The sequence below is a fragment of the Flavivirga spongiicola genome (assembly GCF_030540825.1).
Classification (GTDB): domain Bacteria; phylum Bacteroidota; class Bacteroidia; order Flavobacteriales; family Flavobacteriaceae; genus Flavivirga; species Flavivirga spongiicola.
In genome coordinates, this window is the sequence record NZ_JAUOEO010000002.1 from 113,135 (window position 1) to 129,234 (window position 16,100).

The 16,100-nt window shown below is 32.7% G+C and carries 13 protein-coding genes; 6 read left to right on the forward strand and 7 right to left on the reverse strand.

The window, feature by feature from the left end; all coding sequences use genetic code 11:
* Nucleotides 1–6 precede the first annotated feature (6 nt).
* Nucleotides 7–1,584 (forward strand): RagB/SusD family nutrient uptake outer membrane protein, encoded by a 1,578-nt coding sequence (locus Q4Q47_RS20505; RefSeq protein ID WP_303308602.1) that lies wholly within the window; start codon nt 7–9, stop codon nt 1,582–1,584.
* 356 nt (nt 1,585–1,940) lie between these two features.
* Entirely contained in the window at nt 1,941–5,294 is a 3,354-nt protein-coding gene (locus Q4Q47_RS20510; RefSeq protein WP_303308603.1) for a VCBS repeat-containing protein, read from the forward strand.
* 48 nt (nt 5,295–5,342) lie between these two features.
* Here the strand turns inward: Q4Q47_RS20510 and Q4Q47_RS20515 are convergent, their stop codons facing one another.
* Nucleotides 5,343–6,431, reverse strand: coding sequence for a M42 family metallopeptidase (locus Q4Q47_RS20515; RefSeq protein WP_303308604.1), 1,089 nt, complete (start codon nt 6,429–6,431; stop codon nt 5,343–5,345).
* A gap of 100 nt (nt 6,432–6,531) precedes the next feature.
* On the opposite strand from Q4Q47_RS20515, the gene Q4Q47_RS20520 reads away from it, so the two are divergent.
* Both Q4Q47_RS20520 and trhA read left to right on the forward strand, forming a co-directional pair.
* Complete coding sequence (locus Q4Q47_RS20520) at nt 6,532–7,206, forward strand: DUF4294 domain-containing protein (RefSeq protein WP_303308605.1); 675 nt, start codon at nt 6,532–6,534, stop codon at nt 7,204–7,206.
* Between the two features lie 4 nt (nt 7,207–7,210).
* Nucleotides 7,211–7,837 (forward strand): PAQR family membrane homeostasis protein TrhA, encoded by a 627-nt coding sequence (gene trhA / locus Q4Q47_RS20525; RefSeq protein WP_303308606.1) that lies wholly within the window; start codon nt 7,211–7,213, stop codon nt 7,835–7,837.
* Between the two features lie 37 nt (nt 7,838–7,874).
* Here trhA and Q4Q47_RS20530 read toward each other — a convergent pair whose 3' ends face one another.
* Genes Q4Q47_RS20530 through Q4Q47_RS20540 form a run of 3 tightly spaced genes read right to left on the reverse strand, consistent with a single transcriptional unit; the run spans nt 7,875 to nt 11,853 of the window.
* Nucleotides 7,875–8,630 carry a discoidin domain-containing protein gene (locus Q4Q47_RS20530; protein WP_303308607.1) on the reverse strand — a complete coding sequence of 252 codons (756 nt, stop codon included), beginning with the start codon at nt 8,628–8,630 and terminating at the stop codon, nt 7,875–7,877.
* On the reverse strand, nt 8,627–10,045 hold the full coding sequence (locus Q4Q47_RS20535) for a DUF1501 domain-containing protein (protein ID WP_303308608.1): 1,419 nt from the start codon (nt 10,043–10,045) through the stop codon (nt 8,627–8,629). The genes Q4Q47_RS20530 and Q4Q47_RS20535 overlap by 4 nt, the downstream gene beginning before the upstream one ends.
* 5 nt (nt 10,046–10,050) lie before the next feature.
* Entirely contained in the window at nt 10,051–11,853 is a 1,803-nt protein-coding gene (locus Q4Q47_RS20540) for a DUF1800 domain-containing protein (RefSeq protein WP_303308609.1), read from the reverse strand.
* Between the two features lie 177 nt (nt 11,854–12,030).
* Here Q4Q47_RS20540 and Q4Q47_RS20545 point away from each other — a divergent pair, with 177 nt between their 5' ends.
* Nucleotides 12,031–12,522 carry a GNAT family N-acetyltransferase gene (locus Q4Q47_RS20545; protein WP_303308610.1) on the forward strand — a complete coding sequence of 164 codons (492 nt, stop codon included), beginning with the start codon at nt 12,031–12,033 and terminating at the stop codon, nt 12,520–12,522.
* Here Q4Q47_RS20545 and Q4Q47_RS20550 read toward each other — a convergent pair whose 3' ends face one another.
* The 3 genes from Q4Q47_RS20550 to Q4Q47_RS20560 all read right to left on the reverse strand — a co-directional run bounded on the left by Q4Q47_RS20550 (nt 12,523) and on the right by Q4Q47_RS20560 (nt 14,513).
* Nucleotides 12,523–12,951 carry a DUF4268 domain-containing protein gene (locus Q4Q47_RS20550; RefSeq protein WP_303308611.1) on the reverse strand — a complete coding sequence of 143 codons (429 nt, stop codon included), beginning with the start codon at nt 12,949–12,951 and terminating at the stop codon, nt 12,523–12,525.
* Between the two features lie 114 nt (nt 12,952–13,065).
* Nucleotides 13,066–13,740, reverse strand: coding sequence for a ZIP family metal transporter (locus tag Q4Q47_RS20555; protein ID WP_303308612.1), 675 nt, complete (start codon nt 13,738–13,740; stop codon nt 13,066–13,068).
* A 41-nt stretch (nt 13,741–13,781) separates the two neighbouring features.
* On the reverse strand, nt 13,782–14,513 hold the full coding sequence (locus Q4Q47_RS20560; RefSeq protein ID WP_303308613.1) for a class I SAM-dependent methyltransferase: 732 nt from the start codon (nt 14,511–14,513) through the stop codon (nt 13,782–13,784).
* A gap of 395 nt (nt 14,514–14,908) precedes the next feature.
* Here Q4Q47_RS20560 and Q4Q47_RS20565 point away from each other — a divergent pair, with 395 nt between their 5' ends.
* Entirely contained in the window at nt 14,909–16,066 is a 1,158-nt protein-coding gene (locus Q4Q47_RS20565; protein WP_303308614.1) for a THUMP domain-containing class I SAM-dependent RNA methyltransferase, read from the forward strand.
* Nucleotides 16,067–16,100 lie beyond the last annotated feature (34 nt).

Here is a 16,100-nt window from a genome sequence, read left to right on the forward strand (position 1 = left end):
TTAATTATGAAAAAAACAACAATATTATTTTTTCTAGTTTCACTTACAATTCTACAATTTTCTTGTGATAGTGATTCCATAGATTTAGACCCACAAGGAGCAATTTCTTCTGATGTGGTTTTTACAGATCCTGCTTTTGCAGAAACATATTTGAATGCAGTATATAATGGTGTTCCTCATGGATTTAGTGCACCAGATGGTTGGTATATGCTAACTTCTGCGACAGATGATGCAGAGAACTCATATCCTTGGCCATCATCGAATACCAAATTTAATACAGCTAACATAACCTCAGAAAACTCACCATTTAATGGTTTATGGAATAATGCATATTTCCAAATTAGGAGATTAAATAATTTTATTCAAAACTATGACCAATTAGAAGGAGCAGATGCCGTAAATAATAGGTTAAAGGGGGAGGCACACTTTTTAAGAGGTTATTTTTATTCATTGTTATTAAAAACATTCTCCGGAGTGCCAATAATAACTGTGCCACAAGAGTTGGCAGATGATTTGTTAGTGAGCAGAAATACTAAAGAGGAAACATTAAACTTTATAGTTTCTGAATTTGATACAGCTGCAGGTTTTTTTGAAAATGCAGAAACTAAATCTTCAACGAGAGGATCTTGGGATGCTGCTATAGCGATAAAGGCTAGAGTGTTATTGTATGAAGGAAAATATGCAGAATCTGCCGTCGCGTCAAAATTGGTGCTAGATAATACGTCTAGGTCCCTTGATAGTGATTATCAAAGTGTATTTGTAAATAATGATGCTACTGAAGTGATTTTCGATACGCAATTTAGCGATCCGGATAAAGGACATTGGGGAAATTTGTTTAACACTCCAAAATCTAGTGGCGCTGTTAGTGGTTGGGGAGGTACTGGTCCAACACAAAATTTGGTTGATCAGTATGAAATGCAAGCAACAGGATTATTGCCATCTGAAGCAGGTTCTGGATATGACATAAATAATCCATATGATGGTCGAGACCCTAGATTTGAAGCTTCAATAATACATGATGGTACAGAGTGGAAAGGTGATGTATTCTTTCACAGGCCTGGAGGAAATGCCGGGATTGCTACAAGTGGCGATTTTACCAGAACAGGGTACTCGATGAAAAAAATGATTCAAGAAGATACAAATCATAACGATAGGAGTACGCAACATTGGATTCATATAAGATTGGCTGAAGTGTATCTTAACTATGCAGAAGCATTGATAGAATCTGGAGCAAGTTTAGGTTTAGCAGTCGACGCTATTAATGCAGTTAGGACAAGATCCAGTATGCCAGATATTGGCTTAGGAAGCCAAAGTGAACTACGAATTAGAGTAAGGCGCGAGCGAAGAGTAGAATTGGCCTTTGAAGAGCATCGTTTCTGGGATATAAGAAGATGGGGTATCGCTGGAACTCCAGAAGTATTAACTATATATAGAGTTGATATGGATACAGACGGGAATCTTATAGATGACGGTAAGGAAATATGGGAAACACGAGATTGGAATGTTGAAGCTGGTGGACTATTCCCTATTCCCCAATCAGAGAGAGATAAGAATACCAATTTAACTCAAAATGATGGGTATTAGTTATTCGTTATAAAAAAATAGAAATATTTGAATTATACCAATTATATTTTAAAATGAGACACAGAAAACGACATTGCTTTTGTGCTTTATCCTGCTTCGAATTATTTGCATAGCCGTAGTTATGAAAATGATGAGTAAAGAGATAAAACTAAAAATGAATGAGTTTGAATGGCTTATTTTAATGTATAATTGGTATTAGTTATAGAACCCATTTAATAGTGTTAAACAATTGAATGGGTTCTTGTTTTTTAAAGCTTCAATCTTATGAAATGAGCCATAACAATTAAGTTGATACCAACAAAAATAATTATTGGCGAATTACATTTGACCTAATAAAAACAATAAAATTTGAACAGATGAAAAAATCATTGTTATATTCTCTTATCATTTTTTCAATAGTCTCTTGTAAAAATGATTCAGAAGCACCCGTTGAAAAGAAGGAGGAAATGAATCTTTCTCAAGAATTATTTAGTGTATTATCTCCAGAAGAAACAGGAATTTCATTTTTAAATGACCTCAAAGAGAATATGAATAACAATGGTTTGTATTATGAGTATTATTATAATGGGGGAGGTGTAGCGGTAGCAGATTTTAATAATGATGGACTTATAGATATTTATTTTGTGCATTCTACACAGAGTAATGCTTTATATCTTAATACTGGTAACATGAAATTTAAAAATGTATCAAGAACATCTAACGCAGGAGGTGGGTATGGTTTCGGAACGGGTGTTACTCTAGTAGATATAAACAATGATGGCTTGATGGATATTTATTATGCTAAGTCAGGAAAAATTAAAGACCCAAATAAACGTAAAAATGAATTATTAGTAAATAAGGGGTGGAATGCTAGTGGGATACCTGTTTTTGAAAATCAGGCTCAAAAATATGGATTAGACATTCCAGATTTTACTACCCAAGCTACCTTTTTTGATTATGACAAAGATGGAGATTTAGATATGTTTTTGTTAAACCATGGTATAGAAGCTTATGATGAAAACAATTTAAAAAATTTACTCAAACAAAAATCGAAACATAGAGGAAATAGATTATATAAAAATGATAATGGGAAATTTGTAGATGTTTCTAAGCAGGCCAAAATAATAAACAACATGATTGGTTATGGTTTAGGGGTGTCTATTGCAGATTTAAATAATGATAATTGGCCAGACATTTATGTTGGCAATGATTTCTCTGAAAAAGATTTTTTATACATAAATAACAAAAATGGCACCTTTCGAGAATCTTCGTTAGAGGCCTTGGGCCACATGTCTAACTTTTCTATGGGAAATGATATTGCCGATATTAATAATGATGGCTATTTGGATATCATGGCTGTAGATATGATGGCAGAAGATAATTTTTCTCAAAAAACAAGTATGAGTGGTATGCGACCTGAAAAGTTTTATAAAAATACAAGTTTAGGGCTACATCATCAATACATGTATAATACTTTACAACTTAATAATGGTGTAAATAAAGAAACAAATATACCTATGTTTTCAGATATAGCTCAAATTTCAGGAGTTTCTAGTACGGACTGGAGTTGGGCACCACTATTTTTTGATATGAATAATGATGGACATAAAGATCTATTTATATCTAATGGTATTAAAGGAGATTTTAGAAATAATGATTTTGTAAATTATAGAAAAACGAAGCAAGCTGAGGTTATTAAGAAGCAAAGGGTCGATTCTAAAAGTTATATTAATGATATTCTTTCTAAAATGCCGAGTAGAAAAAAAGAGAACTATTTTTATGTAAATAATGGTGACCTTACTTTTAAAAAGGAAACTATTAAGCAAAGTGCAACAAATTCTAATGGTGCTGCTTATGCTGATTTTGATAACGACGGAGATATAGATATTGTGGTTAATAATTCAGCAGGCATTTCTTATATCTATAAAAACAATACGACAGCAAATAATTATATAAAACTAAAACTAAAAGGACCAAAAACTAATGTAAATGCCATAGGAGCCAGAGTAGAATTATATTCTAAATCTGCTAACCAGACTATTGAAAATCATTATACCAGAGGTTTTCAATCTGCCATGGCAGATGCCATTCACTTTGGTTTAAACCGAGATAAAATAATTGATAGTATTAAGGTTGTTTGGAATGATCATACAAGTCACATGGTTAAAAATATTAAGCCTAATCAAACCATAACAATTTCACATCAAGATGAAAATACTTCCCCAAATAATACCGTAGAGCCTTATGAAGGTTTGTTTACAGATATCACTAATCAATCAGGAGTAAATTTTAGGCATAAAGAAAATAATTTTGATGATTTTAAAAACGAAACATTATTACCACATCGCATGTCTCAATTGGGGCCTGCTCTTGCTGTGGCTGATATAAACGGAGATGGTTTAGAAGATTTTTTTATAGGGGGCGCTAAAGGGTATTCAAGTGCTTTGTATTTGCAAAATGCATCAGGTAAATTCTCAAAAAGTAGTAAAACATTTATTTCAGATAAGAACTATGAAGATGTAGGCGCTGTATTTTTTGATGCTGATAATGATGGAGATCAGGACCTATATGTTATTAGCGGCGGTAGTGAAAATGAACCAAATAATAATTATTATGCTGATAGATTATACGAAAATAAAGGTTCGGGGAATTTTATAAAAAATACAAAAGCCTTACCAAAAATAACATCAAGTGGTTTGCGAGTATCTCCTGCAGATTTTGATAATGATGGTGATATAGACCTCTTTATAGGAGGGAGAGTAACCCCCGGTTTTTATGGACGCCCAACTAAAAGCTATTTACTTGAAAATACATCTTCCAACGGTTCTATAAGTTTTAATGATGTTACTAAAACCATAATCCCTGAGATGTTAGAGCATACAATGATTACAGCTTCTGTTTGGACAGATATGGATAAAGATGGGAATAGTGATTTACTAATTGCTAACGAATGGGGTTCCATAGAATTGTATATAAACGAGTCTGGGATTTTTAAAAATAAATCAAAAGCTTACGGTTTGTCTGAGCATATTGGTTGGTGGAGTTCTATTGAAGTAAACGATATTGATGATGATGGTGATTTGGATATAATTGCAGGAAATCTAGGTTTAAATTATAAATACAAAGCGACTTTTTATAAACCTTTTTATATGTATATCAATGATTTTGATGAAAATAACACAGACGATATTGTTTTAGGTTATAGTCAGGGAAATACAGTTTTTCCTGTAAGAGGGCGGGAATGTACTTCTGGACAAATGCCCTTTGTTAAAGAGAAGTTTAAAACATATAATGGTTTTGGTTCAGCTAGTATTAATGATATTTATGGCGACAAACTGAATGAAGGAATCGTATACAAAGCGACCTATTTTGCCTCAGCAATATTAAAAAATAAAAAGGGCATATTTCAATTTGAACCTTTTGAAAACAAAGCCCAATTATCTTCAGTAAATAAAATACTTATTGATGATTTTAATAAGGATGAGACAAAGGATATTCTTTTATTAGGAAATCTTTACGGTTCAGAAGTAGAAACACCACGAAATGATGCTAATTATGGTACTTTGCTTATAGGAAATAGTCTTAATGATTATAAGATTCTTGCTAATTCTAAAACAAATTTATGGGCTAATGGTGATATAAAAGACGCAGCTTTTATAACTATTGGGAATACAAAAGCCATTTTATTAGCAAGAAATAATGACAAACTTTCAATAATTAAAATACATTAAAGTTGCCCTAAAAAGAGAACTTTAATGTATTCATGGATAAAATGTATTTTATTCAAAATAACTAAACGTTTCACCGTCTTTTATATTAAGCAGTGTTTCATAAATTAGTTTAATAACATTTTCTACATCATCTTTATGTACCATTTCTACTGTGGTATGCATATAACGGAGTGGAAGTGAAATTAATGCAGAAGCTACACCACCATTGCTATAAGCAAAAGCATCTGTGTCTGTTCCTGTTGCACGAGATAGGGCAGAGCGTTGAAAAGGGATTTTCTTATCCTCTGCAGTTTCAGTAATTAAATCACGTAGTTTTTGCTGTACTGCAGGTGCATAAGCTATAACAGGGCCTTTACCAATTTCAAGATGTCCTTCTTTTTTTCTTTCTATCATGGGGGTCGTCGTATCGTGAGTGACATCGGTAACAATCGCCACATTTGGTTTAATGGTGTGTGTAATCATTTCTGCGCCACGTAAGCCTATTTCTTCTTGTACCGAATTTGTAATATAGAGGCCAAAGGGAAGTTCTTTTTTATTCTCTTTTAATAAACGTGCTACTTCGGCAATCATGAAACCACCCATACGGTTATCTAAAGCACGACAAACAAATTTATCATCATTTAAAATATGAAATTCATCAGGGTAGGTGATAACACATCCCACATGAATTCCCATTTTCTCGACTTCTTCTTTGTCTTTTGCACCAACATCAATAGTAATATTATCTGGTTTTGGAGCTTCTTCTTTGGCTTTATTACGTGTATGGATAGCAGGCCATCCAAAAACACCTTTTATAATACCCTTTTTTGTATGTACATTAACTATTTTACTTGGTGCAATTTGATGATCGCTACCACCATTTCTAATTACATAAATTAATCCGTTGTCCGAAATATAGTTTACATACCATGAAATTTCATCGGCATGTCCTTCAATAACTACTTTATATTTTGCTTTAGGATTTATAACGCCAACGGCAGTACCATAAGTATCCGTTATAAATTCATCTACATACGGTTTTAAATAATCCATCCACAATTTTTGCCCGGTCCACTCATAACCTGTAGGAGCTGCATTGTTTAGGTATTTTTCTAAAAAGTCCATAGACTTCCCATTTAGAATGCTTTTCTTCGTCATTTATAAAAAAATTTGCACTAAAATAGTAATATAAATAGAAAAAAAATGTTTTAAACGGTGTAAATTAGTAAATTTGAAATATCGAAGCTCCGGTATATTGATGAACTGTTTTAAATATTTATTCTTAGTATTCCCAATTTTACTCTTTGCACAGGAGGATCATGTTGTACAAGATTCTCTGGCTGTTAAGTATCTTATCATTGAAGGCGATTCTATTCCAAGAACATCTATCGACTTAAAAGAGGTGAGGCTTTTACATAAGCTTAGTTTTGATACTAAAAAAGAACGTATTGGATATTTAATTCTTAGAAGGAAAACAATGAAAGTATATCCATATGCAAAAATGGCTGCTGAACGTTTAGATTCTATGAATAAACATTTGGTAACACTTAAAAGAAATCGTGAAAAAAAACGGTATACTAAGCGTATTCAAAAATATATAGAAGGTGAGTTTTCTGAGGAATTAAAAAAACTGACTCGTACTGAGGGACAAATACTGATTAAATTAATTCACAGGCAAACAGGTACTACAGCATTCAATTTAATAAAGGAACTGCGTAGTGGTTGGCGGGCATTTTGGTATAATACTACCGCGAGCATGTTCGATATTTCATTAAAGAGGGAATTTGACCCTGTACATGTAAAAGAAGATTATTTAATTGAAGATATCTTACTACGCAACTTTCAAAATGGTCGTTTAGAACGTCAAAAATCTGCTATTGAATTTGATTTTTATGACTTAACCGATAAATGGTTGCCTGTTAAGGATCCATAAATTAATGCGTATTCAAACTCTTTTTGAAGAAAAACTAAATGCTGCCACGCATGCTGTAGGCGTATTATTTGGTATTGTAGCATTAATACTTCTAATTGTTTTTGATAACCAAAAAACCAATTGGAGCCTCTTTAGTATTATCGTTTATGGTATTTCAATTATTATATTATTCTCTGCATCTACACTATATCATGCTGTAAAAAAAAAGCGTCGAAAGCATTATTTTAGAATTATAGACCATATTAGTATCTACTTACTTATTGCAGGTACATATACCCCCGTTTTATTAATTGCGCTACATAAGAGTTTTGGATGGGAGCTCTTTTGGATTGTTTGGGGGATTGCAGCGTTTGGGATTGTTTTAAAATTGTTTTTTACAGGACGTTTCGAGGTTTTTTCTACAGGTCTTTATTTGATAATGGGATGGCTTATTATATTCGATTTTCCAAATTTGTCTGATAATATAGGTAGTGACGGTGTATTATTCCTGTTTTTAGGGGGACTATCCTATACGGTTGGGATTGTTTTCTATGCGATTCAAAAAATACCATTCAATCATGTTATTTGGCACCTATTTGTTTTAGCAGGTGCTGTTTTTCATTTTTTTATGATCTACTTTTATGTGATTTAGTCGAACTTGGGTAGCAGTATTCAGCTGTAGTAAGCAGTTATTTGCTTTTTATAATTTTGAAAGCGCGTTTATTTTTATTTTGCTCCACATTTATAATATACATACCTACAGATAGCGCATTGCCATTTATTGGTAACTCATAAATTTCGGTGTCTTCAATAATAGTTATACTGCCATAGTTTATAGGTCTTCCTAGCATATCATATAATGTATAATTTATGGGATTAGTTTGATCAATAGATGCAATTCTAAGGCTTATCTTATTAACAAAAGGATTAGGGTATGCTAAGGCGTTAAATCCGTTTTCTTCAGCAATGAGATCGAAAGGATCTGTAATATTGATTTTCATTTCACTTAATGCATAACAATCTCCTCCAAAATTGGAAGTGGGGGTAATGAGTACATATCGCGCTTTAGTCGTATCAAAGTCAGGACCTTCGCTGCCTTCATAAGTAGATAAACCAGACCCTTGTTCCATTTTAAAAGCCCCTAAATTTGTCCACGTAACACCATCTAATGAATAATCTAGATTATAATCATCGATCCCGTAATTAAGATTCTTTGGCTCGTTAGCATTCCAGAATTTAGATTCTTTTAATTCGTACTCATATCCAAAATCATACATAATCCAATGTGTTTGTCCGTATATTGAATTTGGATTTTGCGATTTTTCACAAGATACCCAACCGTCAAACCAGCTTGTGCTATGCCTGTCCTGATGGCATTGTGCGCTTATTGTTGGTGAAATAAGTATAAAAATAATTAGTATGTGTATGTATTGTTTTTTCATCATATCATGTTCATAAAGCCAATTGGAGGCGTACCGGAGTTAGTATCGTAAAAATTAGATAAGTTTGGGAAAATAGTTGTAAGATCTGAAGGAGAAACTCCGAACCACAATGCTAATTCTGCCATATAGAGATCTGCCGGAGTTGTTGGTATCATAACCCCACTTTTTCGAAGATCAACATCACTGCCTAATGCTAAAACGGGATAATCTCCATATATTTCTTTTCCTTGTACAGCACCGCCCATCATAAAAGCATTACCTCCCCAGGCATGATCTGTTCCATTTCCATTTGATGTAAGCGTTCTTGCAAAATCTGAGATACTAAATAATGTTACACAATCATTAGCATTTAATTCAGTCATAACACTATTAAAATATTTTAATGCGGCATCTACTTCAGCTAACCTATTTGCTTGATTTACCAGTAATTCATCATGATGGTCCCAACCGCCAGCATCAACAAAAAATGTTTGTCTGGAAAAGCCTAAAAGGTCTCTGCTTGCAATGGTTTTTGCAACCATTCTTAATTTCTCTGCTAAATTGTTATCCTCAGGAATTATGGTGCTAAATTCAGGAACTCCATCTACAGCTTCCTGAAACTGTATACTAGAATCATTAGAAGATTTTATAGTGTTTTTATAGGTGTTTTTAAAAATATCTTGATAATCCCGCTCTAACATAGAATTTAAAGCTTGCGTTTTTAGTTGATCGAAACCGTTTTCTCTTCCATAACCATTAATTCCAATACTTCCACTAGTTCTTATGGCATAAGGTATTATTTCATCACCTCTTTGAAATGTATTGCTTCCTCCTAATGACACATTCATTGATATATTTTCATTGGAGTTCATGGATTGCACTAAATCCGCAATTCGACCACCCCATCCTATATTAGTTCTTTCATGAGGTCTTCCTGTTTGCCACTGTTGAGTTTGATCTGAATGAGAAAATAAACCTAAAGGGGTTGTAACAACCTTGTCCTTAATATCTAATTTCGTTGAAGGTTCTATAAGGGTTCCTACGTTAGAAAGAAATGCCAGATTATTATTATCGAATAATTGCTGCATATTTGGCATTGATGGATGGAGGCCAAAAGCTCTGCCATCTGATGTATTTGGATTGATTGGTAGGATTTGATTTTGTGGTATGGCTAAGTTTGATCGGGTAGTGGTATATTCACTATACTCATTATTTCCTCTTGGAATGAGCATGTTAAAAGAATCGTTACCACCACCTAGGTTTAAACAAACCAAAGCTTTATAATCGCCGCCTACAGAAATAACAGATGAATTATTCATAGCCGTAGCGGCCATGGCTTTTAAATTAATTAATGATGAAAACATGGTTGTGTAACCAAGTGCAGCACATGATTGTCCTAAAAATTTTCGTCTTGATATATTGTTTTTATGTTTTGCCATTTGTGTTATTTTAGTATAACATAATCCGGGCTTGTTAAAATTAAAAACAGTCCCATTCTTACTCGGTTATGCATATAATCGGTATTTTCATTTTGCCCTTTTATAGGTTCAATGGCGTCGACTATTATTCGTTTCGTTTCATCAGAAAGTTGTCCACGAGTAAATAGTTTATCCAACATATTTACAAGTACCTCTCCGTCTTGTGCATAATACTTCAATTTTTCAAAATCTAAAGGCGTGTCTTTAAGACCTAAATTCCGGGTTTGTAGTATTGAGCGATTCGTATTTGTCCAAGAGTTTACTTCGTTTAGATAAGCTAAACTTGAGGCAGAAGTATGTATTTCGAATTCCGGACCTTTTAAATTTGCATTTGTAAATTCAGAGTTGGGAACATATTCTGGTAAATAAAAATTGAAAACACTTGGAGACCCCAGTGGTAATTGACCAGTAGATCTAAAAAAACTTCTTCCTAAATTCCAGTTTAGACCATTTTTGTTATCCAAATCTATTTGCCTGATTACATTAAAATATCTAATCATTGGTGCAATCAATTTGCCATTACTAGGATCGTCAACCCAACTACAACTCCTTGCTTCTTCATCTAATAAAATAGCTTTAATGACAGCCTTCATATCACCTCTAACGCCATTGTAATTGTTAAAAACACTACTAATTCTTGATATATAAGCAGATGATGGATTAGATTTTACAAGTTGTTGAATTAATCGTAAAGCAATAAAAGGCCCTGTATTTTTATGATTAAATAGGTTATCTACAGCATCTTCAATGTCTTTCATTCCAGATTGTCCGCTAGGAACTATTTGCCCATTTAATAACTTCTTCTCTCCGGGTTCATGCCATTCGTCATACATAACCATAGGGATGTTTTTTCTGGCATATTGAAAACCAGCTCCAAAATCTGCAACCACATCATATTCATTTTGCTCAACTTCTGCAGTCCCAAGCCCAGTAAATATTTTGGCGAATTCTTTTATATTGTCATTGTCGTAAGTTGGAATTCTATCACCATTTCCATCCAGCTCATAGCTACCATCCGGATTAAGTTCGTATAACCCAATTGTGAATAATTGCATAATTTCTCTTGCAAAATTCTCGTCCGGATGAATGTTTCTATCTACATCACTTTTTGGGTTGTTGTAATGGCTCAAGTACCCTCCCATCATTGGATGTAAAGTGACTTCTAATAGTAGGTCTCTAAAATTTCCAAAGGCGTTATCTTTTAAAACATCATAATAGTCTCCCAATCCTACACCGTAGTCATTCAGATTAGAATCCCATGAAATTACGAGTATTTCACTTAATGCTAAAGCTATTCTTTGTCTTAATAAATCATTATTTCCAATATTAGATTGCCACCATGCGTAATTAAAATGATGATCATCTGGACCATTGTAATCTTTATGATTGCCACCATTGGCAATAAAAATGACAAGTGCCTGATTATAAATATCAGTGGTCATTTGTCCCATGGATGGACTATTAATGTCAAATTGAGAATCAATCCAGTCTTCAAACGGATTTTTTGCAACAGATTTAATATAATCTAAATTAGTTCCAAAAGTTGCTTGTGCTAAGAATCTGGATGTTTCTAATAAGCGTGCATCTAAACCATGACCGTTAACGGTATTGACGCCGTTGGCAGTTTCTCTCCAATTTGTACGACTTTGTTCGCTGCTGGAAGTTACGGTAATGCCGTTACTATGTCCTGCACCCAAATAGTTTGAATATTGTTGAGAAAAAAAGTAATATGGAAAGCATAGAAAAAAGAAAAGTAAGTGTTTTTTCATATTGGAGGCTGGTGTTTTATTTTTAGTTACGTTAATTTTTAAAAATTAGACTTTAAATATATTCAAATAGATAGATAAAATACTTTATTTTTCGATGAACGGTGTTTTTAAAGCGTATCGAAATGCTATTATCTCATCTTTTATTGTTTAATTTGAATTACTAATTCAAAGATTTATATGGTAGAGATTATTATTGCTAATACAAAGAATCATTATTCGCAAATAGCAAAACTTGCAGATGTTATTTGGAGAGAACATTATATTCCGATAGTAGGGAAACAGCAGATCGATTATATGCTCAGTAAGTATCAATCTGCAATAGCCATTGAAGAGCAGGTAGCAAATGGATTTGAATATTTTTTAATGACTTTTGATAAAACCCCTGTTGGTTACATTTCGGTTAAAAAGGAAGTAGAATCATTATTTTTAAGTAAAATTTATATTTTAAGCGTTTATAGAGGCAAGAAGATAGGTAAAGCTGCTATGGCATTTATTGAAGAAAAAGCAGAAGACTATGAATTAAAAAGTATCAGACTTACTGTAAATATAAATAATACCAATTCTATTAAAGCTTATGAGAAATTGGGATTTGCCAATATAGGCCCTTTAGTTACAGATATTGGTAATGGGTTTGTGATGGATGATTATCAAATGGTAAAAACGATATAATCATCCCTCAATGACATCTTTATATTCTTCAAAAAAGGCTTCAAAAGCGTTCATGTTTTTATTGAAAAATTCCATAACATCACGCCATGTATTTTTATTATGAATAGATACTTTCTGTTCTAAAGGTACATAAATTCTAGAAATTTCTTTTTCATTATCTAAAAAGTACGCCTCGCTAAAAATAGCATTAGGAAGAAATTCGTCTAAAAGAATGGATTTTAAGGCTTGAAGTTTTTCCCAATATTTAATTCGGTTTTCAAGATCGTCTTCTAAATCTAAAGCCACCAAAGCATTTTTGTTGTCAAAATGAAATTTGAAGCTTAAACCTTTTAGTTTTGTATTGTATAAAACCCATTTCCTTGGAAACGATTTTCCAAAACTAGTCCAAAACTCTTGTCGTAATTGTCGTGATTCTTCTTTACTAAACAAATTTGAATAGATAAAAATTAAAAAAATGAATAATTAAAAATGTTGCCATGAATTCACGAATATTTATTTTACCTAACACCTAACACCTAACACCTAACACCTAACACCCAAAACTCATATCAAATAAGCAATACCAACACCTAGAATAATAGCAATAAATTTCGATAAATTAAATTTATGTCCGTCACTACTTTCAAATAGAATCGTTGTAGAAATATGAAAAAAGATACCAATAACAATGGCGTTAATAACATGTGCAAAGCTAGCGACCGTTTCAGAAGTATGAGAAATAACAGTTCCTAAAGGCGTCATACAAGCAAAAATAATTAGAAAGATCCCAATCTGTATTTTACTGTAATTAGACTGAAATAAAAACATACTAATCAAGGTAGCAATTGGTATTTTATGTATTAATACACCATAAACCATATCGTTGTGTTCGTGGATTGCAAAACCTTCTAAAAAACTATGAATACATAAACTAATAAATAGTAACCAGGGAAAAGCTGTTCCGTCCTTATGTATATGTACATGCCCATGTTCGGCACCTTTAGAGAATAATTCTAAAATGATTTGCAGTAAAATACCACACATGATATAAAGACCAGTTAGTTTGGTCTCTAAATGATTATAAACCTCAGGTAACAGTTCGAAAAGTGTCAAGGCTAGTAAAAATGCACCACTGAAAGAGAGTAGAAGCTTAGTATTCCAAGATTTCTTTGTTTTGGTAAGGCTAGCTATTAGTACGCCTAAAATAACAGCATAAAAAGGTAAAAGATAATTATTCATGTATATAAATACTCAAAAAGTGTTTTAATGCCAATTGTAGGCTATTTAAAAATCATTACTAAACGTTCTGATGTTTTCGCATTAAACTTACGCAATTTATAATCACCAAAAACATCTAGCAAATGTACATTAGCTTTTTTAAATAATTTTTCAAAATCATCAAGCGTAAATGCTCTTACACGCTCCTGAAAATTATAATCTTCATTATTAACAGAAAAAGAAATATCTTTTACTATATAACCGTCTTCTACATAACGTTTTAAATTAAAATCAATAGCATCAACCGTTTTAATTTCTTCAGGCACTAAATTATCAATTATAAATTCACTATTCATAAAATCAATCACTCCAAAACCAAAATTATTTAAATCAGCTTTTATCGCTTTAATGGTGTTTAGGTTATCTTCATCTTTATCAAAATACCCAAAGCTTGTAAACAAATTAAAAACCGCATCAAATTGCTTATTGTAAGGCTTACACATATCATGAACCTCAAAATGCAACGTATCGTTTTCAAATTGTTTAGCGTGTCTAATACTATTTTCACTTAAATCTACACCTGTTACATGGTACCCTAAAGTGTTTAAGTAAACCGCGTGTCTCCCTTTTCCACAAGCCAAATCTAAAATAGTTCCGAGCTCAGGAATATTTAAATAACTAGTAAGGGTATCCATAAATGCATGTGCTTCGGTATCATCCCTATCTTTATATAAAATATGGTAAAATGGTGTGTCAAACCAAGAAGTAAACCAATTCGTTGTATTTGTTATCATATTCTTTTTTGGTGGTTGGTTTCCTTGTATTGTTTAGCAACACAAGTTCAGGTTTTTATTTGCGGTTTCATATTTATATCTGAGAACTCATGAATATAAATATTTCGCCTTATCTTTTTCTTTAAAAAGATGTCTCTGTATCCCTTAACCTAATCCATATTAACATTAATTTAACACAAAATTACGCTATTTTTGCAAGCAAATAAATTGAACTCGTTTAAACTTTTATAATTGGCTAAAAAATGGCCCTTTTGCACCCACTTTTTGTTTTTTAGTAGTTCCATAGCGATGCTATGCAACAAATAAAAGCCTTCAATTGGTCACAAAATGTCTAATTTTCGCTTTAACCTTAAAAGTTTAAACCAGTTCAGGTATATAGCAAGTAGTAGGAAAAAATGGAAGAAAATTTCACAATGGTCGCCAAAACTTTATTTGGTTTCGAAGAATTATTAGCAAACGAACTGACACAATTGGGCGCACAAGATGTAAAGAAAGGTGTTCGAAATGTTAGCTTTTCAGGAGATAAGGGGTTTATGTACAAGGCTAATTTAGGTTTACGTACGGCCATTAAAATTTTAAAACCTATTCATTCATTTACCGTAAATAGCGAAAAAGATTTATACGATAAAATTTATGCTATGCAGTGGGATAATTATTTGAAACCCACAGGGACTTTGGCGGTTGATGCCACTATTCATTCCGATTTGTTTTCACATTCTTTGTATATAGCTCAAAAAACGAAGGATGCTATTGTAGATAAGTTTCGCGACACTACAGGGCAACGTCCAAATGTTGATTTAAAATTTCCTGATTTAAAAATTAACGTACATATAGATAGACGTCAATGTACCATATCTTTAGATTCTTCGGGAGATTCCTTACATAAACGAGGTTATAAGACAGCTACTAATATAGCACCAATAAATGAAGTGTTAGCAGCAGGGTTGATTATGTTGTCGGGTTGGGATGGACAAACTGATTTTATGGACCCTATGTGTGGTAGCGGTACGATGCTCATTGAAGCGGCCATGATAGCTTGTAATATTCCACCTAATTTGATGCGTAAAGAATTTGCTTTCGAGCGTTGGCAGGATTGGGATGTGGAATTATTTGAAAAAATAGAAGAATCGCTTCTTAAAAAAACTCGAGACTTTCATCATAAAATAATTGGATATGATAAAGCACCAAGTGCGGTTGCAAAAACTAAGGACAATGTAAAGAACGCGCAATTAGAAGATTTTATAGAAGTTAAACACGAAGATTTCTTTAAAACCCAAAAAGGCGGAGAAGAGAAATTGCATATGGTATTTAATCCACCATATGGTGAGCGTTTAAACATAGACATGCAGGAGTTTTATAGTCATATAGGAGACACGCTTAAACAAAACTATCCAGGTACTGATGCTTGGTTTATTACTTCTAATTTGGATGCTTTAAAGCATGTTGGGTTAAGACCCTCACGAAAAATACAGTTATTTAATGCCAAACTTGAGGCTCGTTTGGTTAAATATGTGATGTATGAAGGTAGTAAGAAAGGGAAATATATGAAATAGTATTCCTGTCTTTCGTTTTCGCTCAAGATAAACT

Excerpts from the sequence above, each read along its gene's own strand:
- Q4Q47_RS20535 (WP_303308608.1), bottom strand. The coding sequence starts at position 10,045 with ATGGCAAAACATAAAAACAATATATCAAGACGAAAATTTTTAGGACAA.
- Q4Q47_RS20505 (WP_303308602.1), top strand. The coding sequence starts at position 7 with ATGAAAAAAACAACAATATTATTTTTTCTAGTTTCACTTACAATTCTA.
- Q4Q47_RS20520 (WP_303308605.1), top strand. The coding sequence starts at position 6,532 with ATGAACTGTTTTAAATATTTATTCTTAGTATTCCCAATTTTACTCTTT.
- trhA (WP_303308606.1), top strand. The coding sequence starts at position 7,211 with ATGCGTATTCAAACTCTTTTTGAAGAAAAACTAAATGCTGCCACGCAT.
- Q4Q47_RS20555 (WP_303308612.1), bottom strand. The coding sequence starts at position 13,740 with ATGAATAATTATCTTTTACCTTTTTATGCTGTTATTTTAGGCGTACTA.
- Q4Q47_RS20530 (WP_303308607.1), bottom strand. The coding sequence starts at position 8,630 with ATGATGAAAAAACAATACATACACATACTAATTATTTTTATACTTATT.
- Q4Q47_RS20540 (WP_303308609.1), bottom strand. The coding sequence starts at position 11,853 with ATGAAAAAACACTTACTTTTCTTTTTTCTATGCTTTCCATATTACTTT.
- Q4Q47_RS20510 (WP_303308603.1), top strand. The coding sequence starts at position 1,941 with ATGAAAAAATCATTGTTATATTCTCTTATCATTTTTTCAATAGTCTCT.
- Q4Q47_RS20565 (WP_303308614.1), top strand. The coding sequence starts at position 14,909 with ATGGAAGAAAATTTCACAATGGTCGCCAAAACTTTATTTGGTTTCGAA.
- Q4Q47_RS20560 (WP_303308613.1), bottom strand. The coding sequence starts at position 14,513 with ATGATAACAAATACAACGAATTGGTTTACTTCTTGGTTTGACACACCA.
- Q4Q47_RS20545 (WP_303308610.1), top strand. The coding sequence starts at position 12,031 with ATGGTAGAGATTATTATTGCTAATACAAAGAATCATTATTCGCAAATA.
- Q4Q47_RS20515 (WP_303308604.1), bottom strand. The coding sequence starts at position 6,431 with ATGACGAAGAAAAGCATTCTAAATGGGAAGTCTATGGACTTTTTAGAA.